Here is an 18,619-nt window from a genome sequence, read left to right as displayed (position 1 = left end):
CGAGCGCGGGTACGGCGGGCGGGCCGGCGGCGTACCCCCGCGGACGCAACTGGAGGGTGCGATGAACCAGCGACCACAGGGCTCGGAGGCAGCAGGCGACGGCGCTCGAAGCCTTGGGGCAGCCGGCGACGGCACCCGTGCGGTGCGGGCCGGGCTGCCCGCGCCTGCGGCGTACGAACCGACACTGCCGGGCCCCGTCTTCGCGGCCCACTTCCATCTACCCGGCGACGCCGACCCGCTGGACGGCCCGTACACCTACGGCCGTGAGGCCAATCCGACCTGGTCACTCCTTGAGCGCGCGATCACCGAGCTGGAGTGCCCAGCCGATTTCGACCCCGCCGAACCCCGCCCCGCCGCGCCGCCGACCCAAGACGGTCCGGCGCGGCCCGAGAGCGTCGTTTTCGCTTCCGGTGCCGCGGCGACGTCGGCCGTACTGTTCTCACAACTGCGGCAGGGCGACACGGTGGTGCTGCCTTCGGACGGCTACCACCTGCTACGCACGCTGCGCGACCGGCTCATCAGTTACGGCATCACCGTGCGCACCGCGCCCACCGGCGGTGACGCCCAACTCGACCTGCTCGACGGGGCCCGGTTGCTGTGGCTGGAAACACCCTCCAACCCCGGCCTCGACGTCTGCGACATCCGCCGGCTCGCCGCGGCGGCACACGAGCGGGGCGCGCTGGTGGCCGTCGATAACACGCTGGCCACCCCGCTCGGCCAGCGCCCACTTGAGCTGGGCGCCGACTTCTCGTTGGCCAGCGGCACCAAGGCCGTCACGGGCCACGGCGATCTCCTACTCGGCTACGTCACCTGCCGCGACCCGGCGCTCGCCGCGGAGGTGCGCACCTGGCGTAAGACCGTGGGTGCGATCCCGGGGCCGATGGAGGCATGGCTCGCCCATCGGTCGCTGGCCACGCTTCAGCTGCGCGTGGACCGGCAGGCGTCCAACGCGCTCGCCCTCGCCCGGATGCTGCTCGACCGCCCCGAGGTCACCGACGTACGCCATCCCGGGTTGCCCCAGGACCCCGCGCACGAGGTTGCGGTGCGGCAGATGCGGCGGGGGCGCTATGGGTGCGTGGTGTCCTTCACCCTGTCGGATCGCGCATATGCACAGCGGTTTTTGGCCGCACTGCGGCTTGTGGACGACGCGACGAGCTTCGGCGGCGTACGGTCAACCGCGGAGCGTCGAGAACGATGGGGCGGGGATGCCGTTCCGGAGGGCTTTATCCGCTTCTCGGTCGGTGTCGAAGATCCGGAGGACCTCATCGCGGACGTACAACACGCGCTGGACGCGGCACTCGCCGAGGCCGTGGTCTAACGACGACCTGGCGACGACCTGGCGACGACCTGGCGGTGGGCGCCTGGGCAACGCCGTACGAAGCCGCGGCTGCCCCGTCGCAAGGCGAATGCCAAGGCCAAGGCCGGTGGAAACCGTTCGCGGCGCGGGCAGGTCGGCATGGGACGTCCGGCACTGTGCGGCACGGAGGTCGCGACAACGATTGCGGCACCGGGGCGGCACGGCAGTCGCGACACGGACTCGCGCGGCGGTCGCGGCCCGAAGGCCATGCGGCCCGCGCTCCCGGCACCGGAGCCGCGGTGACTCTCGGCAGGGATCTACGACGGTCGCAAAAAAAGCAGGCTGGCAGAACCTCCCCCCTCGTGGCTCTGCCAGCCACGGTTCAACGCTCACCGAACCGCGCGCATAAGGCTAGTTGACTCTGCGTCAGTGTCCAATCACCCTAGCGGCATGAACCTATCGACATATTTATAGTTGATGAGCGGTGGGGCATCTGATGTTGAGGGGAATCGATGGACTTAGCCCTGCTACGCACGTTCATCGCGGTCTACCGAGCTGGGTCCCTGACGCGCGCGGCGACCCTGCTCGGATTGTCCCAACCCGCCGTCACCGGCCAGATACGGTCACTGGAACGCCAGTTGGGTCGCCCCCTGTTCATCCGCCGCGCCCGGGGCGTCACCCCGACCAGCGCCGCCGACGAACTCGCGCACAAGACCGCCCCGCACATCGACGCCCTGTTGGAGATCACCGAGTCCGACAGTGCGGACATCACCGCACGACGCACTCTGCACCTCGGCGGGCCGCCGGAGTTCACGACGCTGCGCGTGCTGCCCGCGCTGGCCCCGCTGGTACTCGACGGGCTCGCGGTGCGCACCACATTCGGGACCGCGGAGGAGCTGTTCACCGGCCTGTCCGTCAGCCACTACGACCTCGCCATCACCACCTCAAGACCGCGCGGCCGGCTATTGACCGCGACACCGCTGTGCGATGAGGAACACGTACTGATCGCTGCCCCGCGGTGGGCCGCCCGACTCGGCACCTCACTGCTCCGGGCGAGCGGCGGCCCCGCCGTACTCCATCGGGCGCTCGAACCGGTGCCGGTGATCGAGGTACACGAAAGCCTGCCGCTGGTCACCTCGTACTGGGCGGCCGTGTTCGACGCCCCGATCGCCGCATCCGGCACCATCATCGCCCCCGACCTACGGGCGGTGCTCGCCTGTGTGATGGCGGGTTCGGGGCTCGCCGTCCTACCGCGCTACCTCTGCATGGAGGCACTGGACAAGGGCGAGGTGGTGGCCCTCCTCGAACCACCCGTGCCGCCGCTACGCACCTACTTCCTGGTCGTACGGACCGGCACCCTGGCCTCGCATCTCGCCCGAGCACATGACTGGCTGCTCCGCGCCGCCGTCGATTGGTGACCGGTCTGGTTCGTATAGCCCAATAGGGCGCGCGCGAGGGTGCGCGGAGGTGCGCGCGGAGGTGTCGGACGGATGGGGGTGGGGGCGTCGGACGGGTGGGGTGGGGGCGTTCGGGTAAACGGCCGGGGGTGGCCAGGCAGACGTTGAGCGGACTGGGAGGCTTACGTACGGGGTTGCAGGGCTTGCCGGGCTCGGGAGGAGCGGGGCAGGTGGACGAGCCGACTCCGGGGCCTCCAAGGGGCGCCTTGCGCGGCAGAGCTGGCGGCCCGGAGTGCGCGCCGGGGCGTTCGGGCGCGCCGCCGTACCAGGCCGGACGGGGTTTCGCGCGGCGCCACGCGCGGCAGATCTCCCCTATGACCGAACGGCCAGTGGTCAAGCGCACCGCCCGTGCCATCCTGCTCGATGGTGACCGTGGCGAGGACACCACGCCCCAACTCGTCCTCATTAAGCGGACCAAGCCCGGCGAAGATCCGTACTGGATCACTCCTGGCGGTGGTGTGGAACCGGGTGACCCCACCGTCATCGACGCCCTGCACCGCGAAATGGATGAGGAACTGGGCGCCAAAGTGACCGATGTGGTACCCGCCTTCGTGGATACCGTCCCGATCGACGCGACGCGTGACAGGCTCCCCGAGGACGTCGTGCCCGATCGAGGCGTCAAGGTTCAGCACTTTTTCGCCTGCCGGCTAGCCACCATGGACCTGACCAAACGGCACGGCCCCGAGGTGGACGAGCCGTGCGGCGAGTATGAGGTGGTACGAGTGCCGTTCACCCGCGAAGGCGTCGCTTCGGTGGACGTGGTGCCGCCGTCGCTGCGCCACTACCTCGACACGAACATCGAGGGCGTACGGGCGCTACTCGCGGGCGACCTCGGCTAACGGGCCGAACCCGCCGCACCTCGGCCGACGTCCCGCTATCCGAACCGACCCAACAGCCGCCGATCGGCGCCCGGGCCCACTCATCGGGCCCCGACGCTGCGGTGCGGCTCCGGCGGCGAGTCGGCGACCACCGGATGAGGGCGAAACTCGGGCTGGGACTGGGACTGGGGCTGGGACTGGGACTGAGGCCGGCGCTGGGGCTGGGGCTGGGACTGGGACTGAGGCCGGCGCTGGGGCTGGGGCTGGGACTGGGACTGAGGCCGGCGCTGGGGCTGAGGCTGAGGCTGAGGCGACGGTTGTGGTGCTGACCGCGACTGGGCGACGAACCAGCCACGAAACGCCTCCCGTTCACCGTCCGGGGTGGTCACCGGGCGCCGAGCCCTCGCCAGTACGCTTTCCACCGCTTCCCGCCACACCGCGTGTTCCCTTTCCTGGCTCTCGTCAGGGCGCCGTCGCCCGCCTCGTGCACCGTTCACCTGGGGGCGGGTGGGTGCCTGGGGTTCGCTTCGCTCCGCGGCTGGGCCCCCGCGCCGATCGCGTTCAGGGGCGCGGTCACAGTCGTGATCACGGTTGTGATCACCGTCGCGGGCTCGATCGCGGGCCGCGGCGATGGTGCCGAAGTAGTCGCCGCCCTTGCGCCTGTTGTCGTCTGTTCCCCAGGCCCGGCCCTCACCGTGCGGCGTGCGCGGCACCTTCGTCAGATGCGGGATGTGCTTGGCACAGTGGATGTACGCCTCTGTGACCGTGATCTCGACCCACACCACGGGCCGGCGGCCCGGCACCGGGTCAATCGGCAGATAGGGACGCTGGGCACGCATGGCCTCATCCGCGATGACACGGGCCCGACCGTTGATGTGCAGGCCGACCCGGTCGTGCTGGAAATCCACGAGGAGAACGGCAACCTGCGGGTTCTCCTCGATATTCCCAAGGCTCGCAAAGACCCCGTTGCCCCGGTATTCGGGATAAGCGATGGTGCGCTCGTCAAACACCTGAAGAAACCCGGGTGTTCCGGCCCGGAACGTGCTATCGCATGCGCCGTTTCCGTCCGAGGACGCCAGGAAAAACATCTCCTGGCGCTGCACGAACTCCCGCATGGGCGCATTGAGGTGGCCGAGCACTTGCTCACCGTAGAAACGCTCGGCTCTTTCCTTCGTACCAAGCCGGTGCTGCACCTTTCGTTCTCCGTCGCCGGCCCATCGCTGTCCGGATTGATCGCTCCCGGGGACCGGTTCGGCCTGGTCCCGGGCCCAGTCTTCGACCATCTCGCTAGCTCCCGGGCGGTTGCCGTCTCCCATGCCGCGCGTTGCTCCCCACCCACCGCCGGCCGCGTTATCAGCCGTGCGTTCCGGATCGGTTTCCATGCCTTTCACCGTCCCGTTTCCTCATGTGCTTCCCCGCCCCGGCATTTCGCCCCCAGCGCCCCACGGCCCGCACCCAACGGCCTCGCCTACCTGGCCGCTCCTACCAACTCCTCAAGGGAGTCGTGACGGATGCGGTGGGACGGAATCCCGATGCCGCGCAGAGTGCTCACCCCGCTACGAATAAGCCCGGGCGGTCCGGAGAGATAGGCGTCGTACGTATTCCATGGCCCGTATTGCCGTACAGCATCCGGTAGTTGTCCGCTCAGTCCGCTGGTGGGTCCGTCCGATATGACGGACCGCACCGAGAGCCAGGGATGCTCGCGCTCAAGCCGCGTCATGGTCTCGATGTCATACAGGTCGTGATCGCTGCGTGCGCCGTAGAAGACCTCGACCGGACGCTGCCGACCGTGCACGGCGACGTCCTCGACGAGCGCCTTGATCGGCGCAATACCGGTCCCCCCGCCGAGGCACAGCAACCCGCTGTCGGTCGCGTGGTCCACCACCATCGAACCGGCGGGGGAACCGAGCCTGATCACATCTCCCGCAGTGGCGTGGTGCACCAGCGCGGAGGAGACCCAGCCCGCCGGGACGGCTTTGACATGGAACGACAACAGCCCGTCCGAACGCGGCGCCGACGCAAAGGAATAGTGCCGCCACACCCGCGGCCACCAGGGCGTCTCCAGGCTCGTGTACTGCCCGGCCAAAAACGGATACGGCTGGTCCGGGCGCACCGTGACCACGGCTATGTCCGGCGTGCGCAGCTCATGGCTCACGATCTCGGCCTGCCACCAGGCGGGCGCGTACTGTTCGTTCTCGGCCGCGGCATCGATCATCACCTGCGAGATGACGGTGTACGCCCGCACCCACGCCGCTTCCGTCGCCTCGCTCCAGCTCCCGGGCGTGTATCGGGCCAGCGCACCGAGCAGACTCTCGCCCACCGCCGGATAGTGCTCGGGCAACGTCCCGTACTTGCGGTGCCCTTGCCCGAGATGGGTGAGGTACTCATCGAGAACCTCCGGTTCATCTGCCTTCCGCGCAGCCGTGAGCAGCGCCTTGAACAGACGATCCCGCTGCGCATCCATGGCAGCCGGAAACAGCTCTCGCAAATGAGGGTGGCGTACGAAGAGCAATGCGTAGAAGTACGAGGTGACCTTGTCGGATATCGGCTCAATCTCGGCCAGGGTGCGCCGGATGAGCTGCGTATCGGCCGATGAGCTCTCGGGCAGGTCAGCGAACGCGCTCTTCTGGCCGGGCCCGCTATCGCGCCCCCCGTCGTTGGACCGCGAGCCGGAATGGGGGGCTGGGCCGGGGTCGGGACTGAGCCTGAGATCGAAATGGGGGCCGGCACCGAGGCTGAGATCGCGATCGTGGCCGGCTTCGGTGCTGACGCTGCGCGGGGCCGTTGTACCGGAGCCTCCAGGATCGCGGACCTCCCGGAAGGGAGCCACAAGAGCGGCAGAGGACGTACGGGCCGGGTACCCGGTCGGGTGCGCAGTCGGATGAGCGTCCTGGGGCGCGGCCGGAGCCGCGGGGTAGCCGGCAGACTTGGTCGGGTGCGCGGCTCCCCGGCCGGTTGCAGGGGCGGGGCTAAGTGCAGGTACAACGCGTGCGGGGCTCATCGCCGCCGCGGCGATCACTCGATGATCGCGCGGCTCAGCGGGACGCCGGTGCTCCTCCTCCTGCTGCCCCGCGGCCGAACCCTCGTACCCCAACTCCCGTGTCAGTCCCGGAGAATGCTCCTGGCGGGGTTCCGTGACGTGTTCCTCGCGCTGAACCTCTGCACGGCCTTCTCGGCCGCGCCCCCGCGTTTGTTCCTGGCCGCGCTCCGGTGCCTGTTCGGAGCCGCTGTGCTCCGGTACCTGTTCCGGGGCGCACTCCAGGGCGCGCTGCTGGGAACGGTCCCGCTCCCGCTGCTGGGGCTGCGCCCGAGCGCGGTCACGCGTTTCGGGGGCGGTGGGTCGCGCGGCATGAGGTAGCGGCGCGGTGGTACGGCCCAGGCCTCGCCCCACCGGTCTGATCGCCGCCACCGGACGGCTGGGCAGCCGCCCGGTTTCGCCGGAACGCGCTGCCCCCCGAGCCACAGCACGACTACCCGCGCCGCCGGCAACGCCCCCCATCGCACCTGCGCCCCCTGCCGCAACTACGGACCCATCCGCACCTTCAACCCCGGCCGCGCCTTCAGCCTCCATAGCCTCCGTGCCGTCTTGGTTCCGCGGCCGTGCGTCGGTGCTCTGCTTGCTCGGAGTGAACCAGCCTCGTTCACGGTTCTCGTCATGGCCGTCGCCAGGACCACCGGGCTCGTTGTCGTCGGCTGACGTGGTGGTCGGAGCGTTCATGGTTGCCTCGCCTCGAACATCTCTCTGCCGGACTTCACCAGTCTTCGTCACTGTTGGTCTGCGTCACTGCCACTCCGTGTCGCTGTCAGTTCGAGTCGCTGCGAGCCCGAGCCACCGTTAGCCCTAGCCTCAGCCGCTGCACGCCTGGACCGCTGGCGCCTCGCAGTCTGGACCGCTGGCGCCTTGCGCACCGCCCGCACCTACCGGTGAACAGGAGGGCACATCACACGCCTTGCTCACCCGCGACCCTTCCCCCTCCCCGGTTCCCTTCTTTCCGGCGACACGTCACTCATGCAACGACTCACCGTTCGTCTGGCAGGTCGCGGCGCCCGCCGCCATTTCGCCCTCTTGGGCACCTCACGCACCCATGCAGAGACCGGTTCCCACACCGACTGACGGTACGCATCGCCCCCGGCTCTTACGCGCCACCGCGTGATGTGCCCATGGCCTCGCACACGGCTCTCACCGCTCACATCATTTCCATGGCGCGTACGCCCTGGTGCGGAGCTCTTCGTCCGTCAGTGTGTCGCCTTCGCACGCAACCTGGAGCAATAGTGAGAACTCCCCATACCAGCACTTCCGTTCCCGATAGGCTGAGTTCACGGGTGTGCCCAGCGGCAGCGTCGATGGCGTTCCTGTGTTCGAACGGGGTTGACCATACCCGCCCCGGATAAATGCACAAGTCCCGTGTGCGCTGACTTTTATGGCCTTCTTATCGATGCAATCACCGGCGCTTGTTGGTCAATTCGTACGCCGCCCGAAGGTCGCGCCCCACATACGCATATGAGGCGAGTCCGTTCACGTGCTGGTCAGCGTTGACGGCAACCGACGTCGGGAGCACGGCGAAGAGGTCTACGTCCGACATGGAGTCGCCATACGCCACACACTCCGACCGCGTCACCCCAAACTTTTCACATAGTTCATCCGCGATCTTCACCTTCGCCGCCGGGTTGAGGATGCCGTCCGGCCTCACCGGCTCCCGGAACGGAACGGCTGGAAAGCGTGACCCGTAGGTGGCGTGCGCGCCCCACTCCAACAGCCGCCGTACGAAGAAGTCCGGGGAGAGCGAGATCACCGCGCAGTGCTCGCCGCGCCCCGTGATGTCCGTCCACACCTCCCGTATCCCGGCCAGCCAGGGAGCCCCCTCGAATGCGTCCGCCACCTGCTGCTCGGTGAGCTCCGACCACAGTTCGCGAACTCGCAGCGCGAAGTCCTGCGGCGCCAACGCCTGCCGCGCGAACGCCCGCTCCAACTCGGTGATCTCCCGCTCAAGGCCTAGTTGCCGGGATATCTCCACAGGAGCAGCCGATCCATAGATCAGGGTCCCGTCCAGGTCGAACAGATGGAGTCTGGTCATGTCTGCCGAGGGTAGGGGGCCAGCTGCTCTGGTGACGTGGCTGGTGTGTTGCCCCGGTGGGCCACTCGGGCTTGCTCTTGGGACTGCGCTCACGCCGGGCGGGCTGTAACCGGCGAAGGTTTTGGTGCTACCACGTCTCCGCGCTCAAGCCCTGGTGCCTGACGGCCCGGTTAGAGGTCACCGGGACCGGCGGGGCGTCAGGTGGTGAGGTCGGCGGCCGGCTGATGCCCACTGTCGGCTGTTGGGGTCTGCGCCGCGGCCCCAGTCGCTACCTTGCTCACCGCATCCGCCGCCGGACCGCCCGCCGCAATGACCCGGCCCTCCCGTCCGCCCGCGGTTCCCTGGCGGCGCTCCAGCCAAGCCGAGAAGGCGGCGACGCCAAGGGCGGATATCGCGAGCCCTACACCGACCACATTGGGCGCGGTGTATCCAAAGCCGGCGGATATGACCAGGCCACCGAGCCACGCGGCGAGTGCGTTCCCCAGGTTGAAGGCGGCGATGTTGGCGGCCGACGCAATGGTCGGGGCGGCCGAAGCCTGGTCCATCACACGCTTTTGGAGGGGCGGTACCGTCGCGAACCCGAAGAGCCCGATAAGCATGAGAGTGATCGCCGCGGTGATCTTGTTATGGGCCGTGAAGGTGAAGAGCCCCAGCACTATGGCGAGCCCGGTGAGACTCACGTACAGCAGCGGCATCGCGTAGCGGTCGGCATATCGGCCACCGATCACGTTTCCCATGACCATGCCGACCCCGAACAGCGCCAGCAGCCACATCACGCTGGACTCGGCGAAGCCCGCGGTCTCGGTCATCATCGGCGTGATGTAGGTGATGGCCGCGAAGACGCCACCGAACCCCAGCACCGTCATCGCCATGGCCAGCCAGACCTGCGGGTTACGGAAGGCGCCGAACTCCGTACTCAACCGCGCCGCGGCGGGCTCCGGGCGGGCCGGGATGAGCTTGGTGATACCGAGCAGCCCCAGCACGCCGAGCGCAGCGACGATGAAGAAGGTGACGCGCCAGCCCGCATGCTGGCCGATCAACGTGCCGGGCGGAGCGCCGATGACATTGGCGAGCGTCAAGCCGGTGAACATGCTGGAGATGGCGCCGGCCCGCTTGTTCGGGGCGACCAGGTCAGCGGCGACCACGGAGCCGACACCGAAGAAGGCACCGTGCGTGAACGAGGCGAGCACGCGCCCCAGGAGCAGCACTCCGAACGTGGGGGCCAGCGCCGTGAGCAGGTTGCCGGCGATGAACAGCGCCATCAACATCATCAGCATCTGTTTGCGGGTCAGTCTGGTGCCGAGCGCCGTCATGAACGGGGCCCCTACGACGACGCCCAGGGCATAGCCAGTGACCGCGAAGCCCGCGGTCGGGATCGACACTCCAAAGGCATCCGATACCTCCGGAAGCAACCCCATGATCACGAATTCGGTCGTTCCGATACCAAATGCACCGATAGCCAAAGCGACGAGTGCAAGCGGCATGACGGCCCCCCTGAACATTGTGCACGACGGATACCTGCTCACACAATAATTGCAGACGCGGGATATACGCAAGCGCCGACTATTTCGCCGGTGACCTATCCTGGTGTGTACGACACCGAAGGGGGCGTCTCATGGCACAGCAGCTCGACTCGGCCACGGACCACCGACAGGCCGCTGACCAGGGTGAAGCCCAGCGCCAAGAGCGGAAGCAGCCTTATGACCCGGCCACCCAGCAGCGTCCGACCCCACCCCGCGTCGGAGCCCCGCCCCCCAGCCCAGCGCCGACGCCCGACGAGTCGGCAGACCAGCCTGACCGGCCAGTTCGGTCGGACCAGTCAGACCAGCCGGACCGGCGGCCAGACCAGTCGAATCAGCGAAACCAGTCGAACCAGCCGGATCAGACAGGCCCGTTGAATGCGCCGGATCTGTCGGAGCAAGAGCCGAACGCCGAAGCGCCGAAGCCTGGACGCGCTCTCGCCCATGGTTGGTGCGCCCTGTCCGCGCTCCACAGCCGCCTGGAGGCGCACATAGAACGTGCCCTTGAGGCCGAGGCAGAGCTGAGCGTGCGGGAATACTCGGTGCTCGATGTGCTGAGCGACCAGCACGACGGTGAAGGTGGCCATCTGCGCATGAACCAGCTCGCCGATGTCGTCGTGTTGAGCCAGAGCGCCACGACTCGCCTGGTCAGCCGGCTGGAGGACCGCGGCCTTTTGATCCGCTATCTCTGCCCGACCGACCGCAGGGGCATCTACACGAATGTCAGCGCCGATGGCCGGAAACTGCTGGAGAGGGCGCGCCCCGTGCATGACATCGCGCTTCGCGAAGCCCTGCACGATGCCGCCCAACGCCCCGAATTGGCACCTTTGGTCACGGCTGTCCGTACTTTGGGGCCGACGTCGAGGCCCTCATGACCGAGGCGTAGCCTCCGGATCATGAGCGATTTCGAGAAGCCTGGGGTGACGGACGTCGCCTTTCGACAGGCTCGGGTGGAGGACCTTCCCGCCATCGTGGCGATGCTGGCCGACGATGCGCTCGGCGCGGTGCGTGAGTCGCCGAACGACCTCGCTCCGTACCGTGCGGCCTTCGACCGGCTCGCCACCGATCCGAACCAACGGCTCATTGCAGCCGTCCGCGACGGTCACCTCGTGGGCACACTGCAACTGACCCTCGTCCCCGGTCTGTCACGACGCGGCGCCACCCGCTCGATCATTGAGGGGGTGCGCGTCCACTCTGACGAGCGCGGCAGCGGGCTCGGCACGCAGCTGATCGAGTGGGCCATCGACGAATCGCGCCGCGCGGGCTGCCAGTTGGTGCAACTCACCTCGGACGCCACGCGGATCGACGCGCACCGCTTCTATGAGCGGCTGGGCTTTGAGGCATCCCACCTGGGCTTCAAACTTCAGCTCTGACCTGCGGCGACAGCACCGTACGAGGCCCATAGCCGCTACCGCAGGCACAGTCACGGCCGCAGCCGCAGCCGAGTTCCCCCTACACACACCGCGGCCGAGCGCGCCCCGAGGTCATCGGGGCGCGCTCGGCTGGTGGTTGCTAGGTGGTGCCGTGGGCGAGGCGTACGAGGTGGCGGAGGCAGCGGGAGTAAGCAACCGGCAGGGCAGCCAAGGGCTGGCGGTGAACGGCCAAGCGGCCCAGCCCGGGCAACAAACCACACCCAGCCCCAGCCCCAGACCCGCACCCGCACCCGCACCCGCACCCGCACCCACACCCACACCCACACCCACACCCACACCGTGGTGGTCGCGAGCGGTCAGATCGTGTCAAGGTCGATCGCTGCGGCCATCGCCTTGTACCCCGCGTCGTTCGGGTGCTTGTGGTCACCGCTGTCGTACGCGGGGTTGAGCGCCAACGAGTCGCCGGGGGACTCCACCGCCTTGGCGAAGTCGGCATATGCGTCGAACTCGCCCGAGGTACGAATCCACTCGTTGATCTGCTGGCGCTTCTGCTCGGCGCGCGGCGTGTGGTACTCCGCTCCCTTGAAGGGCAGGATCGTCGCCCCGACGACCCGCACACCGCGCGCATGGGCGCGGGTGATCAGTTCGCGATAGCCGGCGATCAAGTCATCGGCGGAAAGTTGCGGATTCGGCTTATAGGTGGGCAGGTCCACCTCGCTGAAGCCGATGTCGTTCAGGCCCTCAAAGACGATCACCGAACGCACCCCCGGCTTGTCCAGCACGTCTCGGTCAAACCGGTCAGCGGCTCGATCGCCGTACCAGGCCGAGTCGTTGAGCAGCAGGTTTCCGCCAATTCCGGAGTTGAGGACCGGGCGCGGAGTACCGGCCGCCGCCAGCCGCTCCGCAAGCTGGTCCGGGTAGCGGTTGTTGGCGTCCCCGGTGGAGCCGTAACCATCGGTGATCGAGTCGCCAAAGGCGACCACGGTGTCGCGACGGCCCGCTTTCGCTCCGTCACCGTCCTTCGAGCCGTTGCCGGACGGGCCACTCGCGCCCCCGGCTGCCCCCGCCGGACGACTACTCAGTTCAACATCGGACAGGTAGTACCAGGAGTTGGTGTGCGCGCTGAACGCATAGTCGGCGCGGTCTTTGCGGTGATCGCCCTCAGCGCGGTAGCTCTTGGCGTATGCCTGCGAATGGAACGTCGCGGGCCCGGTCGGCTCGGCGAAATACAGCGTGACGGTCACCGAGTCGAACTGCTCCACACCCAACGGAGCTGCATCGCTGGCGCGTTGGCCACCGGCCGGAATCGTTACCGTCGAGCGGTCGCCGAACGTCAGCTTCCGCACGGTGTGTGGCCTTACGGACGCGCCACCGGCACTGCGCGCAATGGTCGCCCCGGAGATCTTCAGGGGCTGGTCGCCGTAGCGGTTGGATAGCTTGATCCGGGCCGCCGTGCCGCTGCCGGTGACCCGTACGACCTGGCGCACCGTCTGATGGGCGAAGCCGGTTTCGGCCCAGTTTTCCTCAAACCCTGTGCTGGGGCGTTGCACGGGGGCGGCCCACCCCGCTGACCAGTTCGTTTTTGCTCGGTGCCGGTCCGTATCGCTCGCGTCGGCGAAGGTGCTCGCACCGGCTGCCGTGCCGTCGGTGGTTCCGGTACGGGAGTGCGCACTGACGGCACCGGATGCGGCGAGTACGGCGGTGAGCGCGACGAGCGAGGTGGCGAGTCGCAGCGGGGCGGAAGGCATGGCTGTTCTCCTGATGTGCTGGGTGAGGTGCGGCGTTGAGGCCGAGACGCGCTGGCGGCCGGGTGGCCGCAGCGGTCGCGGGCTGGCTGAGAACAGCGTGCGGCTTGTTCTCATCCGCACCCAGCCATCGACTGTGCGTAGGCATGCCGTGCGTACACACGCGGTGCGTACCAATGACAGGGGCAGGCTTGGCGTCGGCTACGCCACGAGGGCTTCCGTCACGCCAGCATGATCAGCAAGAACAACACACAGCCACCATGCCCGGTCGCAGGAGGCCAAGAGACGGCAGAGGTGGTCCGATCACGTGCACCAATGATCGGACCACCTCATGGTTGCTCAGAACCCGCGCCAACCCTCGGGGTCGAGTGTGCCCGGAACCGAGTCGGCGGGGTCATACGGCCGGCGGGTGAATACGAAGGTGCCGACGTCGAGATGGGTGACCGTACCCAGGATTCCTGGGGAGCCATCGCCTGCGCTGCCCTGCGCCGACGATTCCGTACGCACCACGCGCAGCGTCTCACCCGCGTAGTAGCCGTCGAGCCCGGTCCAGGTGCCGTCTGCCTCCGGGCGGAATCGCGAACCGCGCCCACCACCCTGCAACGGGCCGAGTTCCAGCCATCGATCGGCGCGCAACCGCAGCCCGATCGTGCTGGTGCCCCAGTACCAAACCCCGGTGAGGTCAAGGAGGTCCGCATCCGCCTGGGGCAGCGGACGCCAGGGTGTAGGCAGCGGCGGCTCATGCTCGGCGACGATGCGTACCAAATCCGCGGCGATGAGCGACGTCGCAGGTCCTGACGTCGCATTGGCCAGCACAATGCCGGCGAGCTGCTCTTCCGCGCTAATCCACAGTGTGCTGACAAAGCCTGGCATCGACCCGGTGTGGCCGAAGAACAGCCGCCCGTCCCTACGGAGCAGTTGCAGCCCGAGGCCGTACGCCGCCTCCCACGCCGCACCGTCCGGCGGCGTCGCGGGCCGTCGCATTTCAGCCACTGTTGTGGCGCTCAGCACCCGGTCATCACCGTTCGTGAGGAACACCGCGAAGCGCGCCAGGTCGGCCGTCGTAGACCACAACTGTCCCGCCGGCCCCATGTGGCCCATGTCTTCTGTAGGTTCCTGCTGCATCACATCCGCCCACGGATGTACGGCCCAGCCGCCCGCGTGTGGCGCCTGAGGAACAATTGACGTACGCGGCATACCGAGCGGCTCCAGGATCTCGCGGCGCAGCACCTCACCCCACGGCGCGCCCCGCTTCTGCTCGACGAGGGCGCCAAGGAGCGCGTATCCGGGGTTGGAGTAGTGGAACCTGCGCCCCGCCGGAAGCCGCTGAGGCCGCTCGCCGAACACCTCGCCCAGCCCTGGCCGCAGCTCGCCGGGCGTACGCTCCCACCACGGACCACGGGCCTCCGCCGCGATGCCGCTGGTGTGAGCCAGCAACTGTGCGACGGTCGCGTCCCCCATGGACACGTCCACGCCCTCCACGTCCAGTCGGTCCGCCAGGTGCGTACGCAACGGATCGGCGAGGTCCAAGAGACCTTCGTCGCGCAGCCGTAGCACGAGGACCGCCACGAACGACTTGGTGATCGAGCCGATGCGGTACTGCGTGTCGGCTTCGGGCGCATGGCCGTCCATCATGCTGCGCGCACCGGACCACACCAGCTGTCCCTCTCGAACCACCGCCCCCATCAGCGATGGCGCCCGGCCGTCCGCCTGGCCGACCGCGATGCGGTGGAGCAGGGCACGGCGGGTGGCGGGAAACAGTTCGTCACGCGGGGCGTCGGGGGGCGCTGTCTCGGTCATGGTGCTCCTCGTCGATCAGTCGAAGCGGCGGGCCCGCCAAAGGACCTTAACTACCTCGCCCCGCGCCCCGTCAGCGATTTCGGACACGGTCGTTACGGGTGCGGTGTGCGGTGTGCGGGAACCGGGGGCTGATGGCCGAAAAGGCGCGGCCGTCTTCGTAGGACCGAGTGATGTGACCCCCGTGATGTGCTGCGTACAGCCGCGGTCGATGTGCTCCGCCATCCCACGTCCGATTCGTTCAAGACCGCGATCCGCACGTACGCCTAGCGTGGCCGCATGACACCTCGATTCGATCTCATCGGCATGGTCGTTGACGACATGGCCGCGACGCTCGCCTTCTACCGCCGGCTGGGCCTCGACCTTCCCGCCGATGCCGACAAGCAGCCACACGTCGAAGCGCTGCTGCCCGGTGGTACGCGCATCGCGTGGGACACCGTAGAAACCGTGCGGTCCTTCGACCCCGACTGGGCCCCGCCGCAGAGCGGCGGAAACCGTTTGGGGCTGGCCTTTTTGTGTGCCAGTCCTGCCGAGGTCAACACGGTGTACGCGGAGCTGACGCGCGACGGATATACCGGGCACAAGGAGCCGTGGGATGCCTTCTGGGGGCAGCGATACGCGGTACTCCACGACCCTGACGGCAACACGGTTGATCTCTTCGCCGCGCTGGACACAGCCGCGACGTGACCGCGGCCGGCCTGCGCAGGCCAGGCAGGGGCGCGGAGGCCACAATCGTCAGTCGCCCCGCTACCTAGCCGCTGCTTAGCCACTGCGTAACTGCTCAGTAGCGGCTGCCTAGTCGCTAGGCAGCCGCTAGCAGTTCCGTCACCGACGTGCCCGCCAGGGCCCGTATCTCGCGCGCCAGATGGGCCTGATCCGCGTAGCCAGCGCGGACGGCGACCTGGACGAGTGGCACCCCCGAGCGAGCCAACTCCAGCGCACGTCCCATGCGAAACACCCTGGCCAGCATCTTGGGTCCATAGCCGAACGCATCCACACACTTACGGTGGAGCTGCCGTTCGCTGAGCCCGACGTCGCGGGCCACTGCGGCAACCGTGCCACCGGCGCGCAGCCCCTTCGCCACCACGGAGGGCAGCGGGCTCGGCCCCCCGCCGCCCCACAGCGTCCCGTCTCGCAGCGGCCCACCCCCCAGCGGACCAGCCGGCAACCGCCGCGCAACAGCCTCCTCCAACAGCCGGCCGCGGGCCTCCTGCGGCGTTGCCGCGATCCGCTCCGCCAACCGCTCGGCCTCCCACGCGGGCCACACCTCATCGAGCGGCACGCGCTGGTCCCGTAGCTCTGACGCGGGCATGCCGAACACGGCGGGCCCCACCCCTGGCGCGAACCGCAACCCGGTGTGCATCGCTCCCGGCAGATCGGCGCACAGCTGGGCCCGGGTGTCGGGGCCCGCCGTCAGCAACCGGCCCGCGTACCAGATCAGGTCCATGCACCCATCGGGTAGCACCCGCGTCACATCCGCATGCACCGGGGCCCGGCGCTCCCACACCATCGCCCCCACCAGCCGCGACCGCCACTCTCGATACATGCCCTCAGCATGCCTGGCCCGAAAACCGGCCGAGCACCCCCGTACGCCCGACTCACCCCCCTTGGTACATTTTCCCGCCCACTCCCAACCCGCCGCCGAGTGCTGGACGCGGCCTCCGCGCCGCGGAGGCACGCCGTACCCCCGCTACCGCGCGGCAACCCCACCCGTCGTCGCCCGGCGACGGAACCATCGCGAGGAGAGACGTGAGCCCCGAAACGCAGGCCGAGCCGGCACCGCCGCATGAGTCCACGTTGGATGCCGCGGCCTGGCTGGCGACCGTCAGCATCGACCCGGCCCTGGCGGGTCTACGCCCGGACTACCACGTGCTGCTCATCACCGCGGAGGGGCTGCGCCCTGGCCCGAGTGACGCATTCAGCGAAGAGTTGCTGGTCGCCGCCGAGGCCACCGCCCGCGAGCGGATTGGCGAGGGACCGGTGGAGGAACACCCACACATCGCCGCGTGGCGCGAGGCGTTTCGCTCCTTCGGCGCCAAGCCTCAGCGCACGCGCCCCAGCGCGGAGGCTCTGTTGCGGCGCGCCTCCGCCGGACTGCCCCGAGTGGACCGGCTGACCGACATCTACAACGCCGTATCGGTGGGTCACTTTCTGCCACTCGGCGGCGAGGACCTCGACCACTACGTCGGCTCGGCCCGTCTGGTCCGGGCAGCGGGTACGGAGGTGTTCGACACCACGGCTGGCGGTGAATCCGCCACTGAACACCCTTCCGCGGGCGAGGTGGTGTGGCGAGATGACCTGGGCGTGACCTGCCGACGCTGGAACTGGCGCCAGTGCACACGGACCCGGCTCACCCACACCACCACCCGCGCCCTGTTCATTCTCGACGCACTCGGGCCCATGGACGATCAGGCGCTTATCGCCGCAGGTGAAGCGCTCACCGACGCGCTATCCACCAGCAGCCCCGGCGTAAAGATCGCCACTCGGTTGCTGCACGCGTCCCCGGCTTAGCCCTCGACGAGCGACGACGGCACCGACCACGGTGAGGGCCTGCGCTGTCCGTGGTCGGTTGACGCCGGCCTACGCTCCAGACCCCTCGCCCCCCACCGCGTACATCACCTGCACGGCGCCAAACTCCTCGAACGTGTCGATCCGGTGCATCCCCAGCGCCTCAAGCAGCCGGCACGACCGGACATTCGCCTCCTGAGTGACGGCAATCAACGAAGCGCTGTCCGAGGCCACCGCCTCCAGCGCCCACTTCACCACCGCTCCCACGGCCTCGCGCGCGTATCCGCGGCCCCAGTGTTCGGGCAGGAAGGAGTACGAGACCTCGGGCCGCCCGTCGAACCGGGACCTCGGCTCCACCGACACCACACCGACCACCACGCCCGCCGAACCTGCCACCTCGGTCAACACGCTGAACACATTTGGCCTGTGGGGACTGTCTGGCCTGTCTGACCTATCTGACCTATCTGGCCTGCCCGGTCTGTTCGGTCCGTCCGACCTATCCGGTTCGTCCGGTACATCTGGCGTCACGCCTGCCACACCCAGCACACCCGCTACACCCGCCGCACCCAAGGCGCCCAAGAGAGCACCCACGGCCCCATCTCCGACCGGCCCGCCGAGAAAGTGCCTGACCTGCGGGTCCGTCAGCAGCCTGCGGAGCTGCGGCGCGTCGGTGGCCGCGGCGGGCCGAAGTACCAGTCGTTCCGTACGCAGGGTGACCGGCCAGCTCCGAGCACCGACGACCTGGCCCGTTCTCTCGCTCGCAACCGCGCACCGATCCATCCACGCATCTCACCATGCGACTCGGTGCCCCCTCGCCACACCTCCCTGCCGACACAACGTGCACAACAACCTCACCCCGACAACTACGCGCCCAAACACCGCACTGATGTGACGCGCCGGCCGCTCCCATCAGCGTCACCACCAGCCAGCCAAACCGCTATTTACGGAACAAAAGGTGCAGACATTGGCCATGAGAGGCCCAGCAGTCGAAAGAAACAAGAACTGCCGCCCCTTCCGCTTCTCGCAGCC

At 68.5% G+C, this 18,619-nt stretch carries 15 protein-coding genes; 7 read left to right on the top strand and 8 right to left on the bottom strand.

Translation table 11 applies throughout. The annotated features are described in order from the left end of the window. Window positions 1-61: 61 nt before the first annotated feature. From FHS42_RS05760 to FHS42_RS05750, 3 genes are all read left to right on the top strand, one after another. Complete coding sequence (locus FHS42_RS05760; protein WP_184569413.1) at window positions 62-1,318, top strand: cystathionine gamma-lyase; 1,257 nt, start codon at window positions 62-64, stop codon at window positions 1,316-1,318. A 491-nt stretch (window positions 1,319-1,809) separates the two neighbouring features. Then, the gene (locus FHS42_RS05755; RefSeq protein WP_184569412.1) at window positions 1,810-2,715 is read left to right on the top strand and encodes a LysR family transcriptional regulator; all 906 of its coding nucleotides are present in this window, start codon (window positions 1,810-1,812) and stop codon (window positions 2,713-2,715) included. A gap of 353 nt (window positions 2,716-3,068) precedes the next feature. Beyond that, complete coding sequence (locus tag FHS42_RS05750) at window positions 3,069-3,593, top strand: NUDIX domain-containing protein (protein ID WP_184569411.1); 525 nt, start codon at window positions 3,069-3,071, stop codon at window positions 3,591-3,593. A gap of 80 nt (window positions 3,594-3,673) precedes the next feature. On the opposite strand, the gene FHS42_RS36610 is transcribed toward FHS42_RS05750, so the two are convergent. The 4 genes from FHS42_RS36610 to FHS42_RS05730 form a co-directional block, all read right to left on the bottom strand. Next, window positions 3,674-4,954 (bottom strand): pyridoxamine 5'-phosphate oxidase family protein, encoded by a 1,281-nt coding sequence (locus FHS42_RS36610; RefSeq protein ID WP_246494215.1) that lies wholly within the window; start codon window positions 4,952-4,954, stop codon window positions 3,674-3,676. Between the two features lie 86 nt (window positions 4,955-5,040). Further along, complete coding sequence (locus FHS42_RS05740; protein WP_246494330.1) at window positions 5,041-6,573, bottom strand: globin domain-containing protein; 1,533 nt, start codon at window positions 6,571-6,573, stop codon at window positions 5,041-5,043. Between the two features lie 1,441 nt (window positions 6,574-8,014). Further along, complete coding sequence (locus FHS42_RS05735) at window positions 8,015-8,647, bottom strand: HAD family hydrolase (protein WP_184569410.1); 633 nt, start codon at window positions 8,645-8,647, stop codon at window positions 8,015-8,017. A gap of 197 nt (window positions 8,648-8,844) precedes the next feature. Continuing rightward, window positions 8,845-10,131 carry an MFS transporter gene (locus FHS42_RS05730; RefSeq protein ID WP_184569409.1) on the bottom strand — a complete coding sequence of 429 codons (1,287 nt, stop codon included), beginning with the start codon at window positions 10,129-10,131 and terminating at the stop codon, window positions 8,845-8,847. Between the two features lie 425 nt (window positions 10,132-10,556). Here FHS42_RS05730 and FHS42_RS36135 point away from each other — a divergent pair, with 425 nt between their 5' ends. Together FHS42_RS36135 and FHS42_RS05720 are read left to right on the top strand one after the other, a co-directional pair. Next, the gene (locus FHS42_RS36135) at window positions 10,557-11,042 is read left to right on the top strand and encodes a MarR family winged helix-turn-helix transcriptional regulator (protein ID WP_221476184.1); all 486 of its coding nucleotides are present in this window, start codon (window positions 10,557-10,559) and stop codon (window positions 11,040-11,042) included. 21 nt (window positions 11,043-11,063) lie between these two features. Next, window positions 11,064-11,540 carry a GNAT family N-acetyltransferase gene (locus FHS42_RS05720; protein WP_184569407.1) on the top strand — a complete coding sequence of 159 codons (477 nt, stop codon included), beginning with the start codon at window positions 11,064-11,066 and terminating at the stop codon, window positions 11,538-11,540. 356 nt (window positions 11,541-11,896) lie between these two features. On the opposite strand, the gene FHS42_RS05715 is transcribed toward FHS42_RS05720, so the two are convergent. Continuing rightward, window positions 11,897-13,288, bottom strand: coding sequence for an SGNH/GDSL hydrolase family protein (locus FHS42_RS05715; RefSeq protein ID WP_184569406.1), 1,392 nt, complete (start codon window positions 13,286-13,288; stop codon window positions 11,897-11,899). Between the two features lie 336 nt (window positions 13,289-13,624). After that, complete coding sequence (locus FHS42_RS05710) at window positions 13,625-15,085, bottom strand: serine hydrolase domain-containing protein (protein WP_184569405.1); 1,461 nt, start codon at window positions 15,083-15,085, stop codon at window positions 13,625-13,627. A 276-nt stretch (window positions 15,086-15,361) separates the two neighbouring features. Here FHS42_RS05710 and FHS42_RS05705 point away from each other — a divergent pair, with 276 nt between their 5' ends. Further along, window positions 15,362-15,769, top strand: coding sequence for a VOC family protein (locus FHS42_RS05705; protein WP_184569404.1), 408 nt, complete (start codon window positions 15,362-15,364; stop codon window positions 15,767-15,769). A 115-nt stretch (window positions 15,770-15,884) separates the two neighbouring features. Here FHS42_RS05705 and FHS42_RS05700 read toward each other — a convergent pair whose 3' ends face one another. Continuing rightward, window positions 15,885-16,628 (bottom strand): helix-turn-helix transcriptional regulator, encoded by a 744-nt coding sequence (locus FHS42_RS05700; protein WP_184569403.1) that lies wholly within the window; start codon window positions 16,626-16,628, stop codon window positions 15,885-15,887. A 203-nt stretch (window positions 16,629-16,831) separates the two neighbouring features. Between FHS42_RS05700 and FHS42_RS05695 the strand changes: the two genes are divergently transcribed. Continuing rightward, window positions 16,832-17,593: a B3/B4 domain-containing protein gene (locus FHS42_RS05695; protein WP_184569402.1), complete on the top strand. Its 762-nt coding sequence runs from the start codon at window positions 16,832-16,834 to the stop codon at window positions 17,591-17,593. Between the two features lie 69 nt (window positions 17,594-17,662). Here FHS42_RS05695 and FHS42_RS38090 read toward each other — a convergent pair whose 3' ends face one another. Next, window positions 17,663-18,370 carry a GNAT family N-acetyltransferase gene (locus FHS42_RS38090; RefSeq protein WP_184569401.1) on the bottom strand — a complete coding sequence of 236 codons (708 nt, stop codon included), beginning with the start codon at window positions 18,368-18,370 and terminating at the stop codon, window positions 17,663-17,665. Window positions 18,371-18,619: the final 249 nt, after the last annotated feature.

This window comes from Streptomyces zagrosensis, assembly GCF_014203645.1.
Classification (GTDB): domain Bacteria; phylum Actinomycetota; class Actinomycetes; order Streptomycetales; family Streptomycetaceae; genus Streptomyces; species Streptomyces zagrosensis.
Note: the sequence above shows the minus strand (reverse complement) of the source record. Positions and strands in the feature narration are given on the sequence as shown.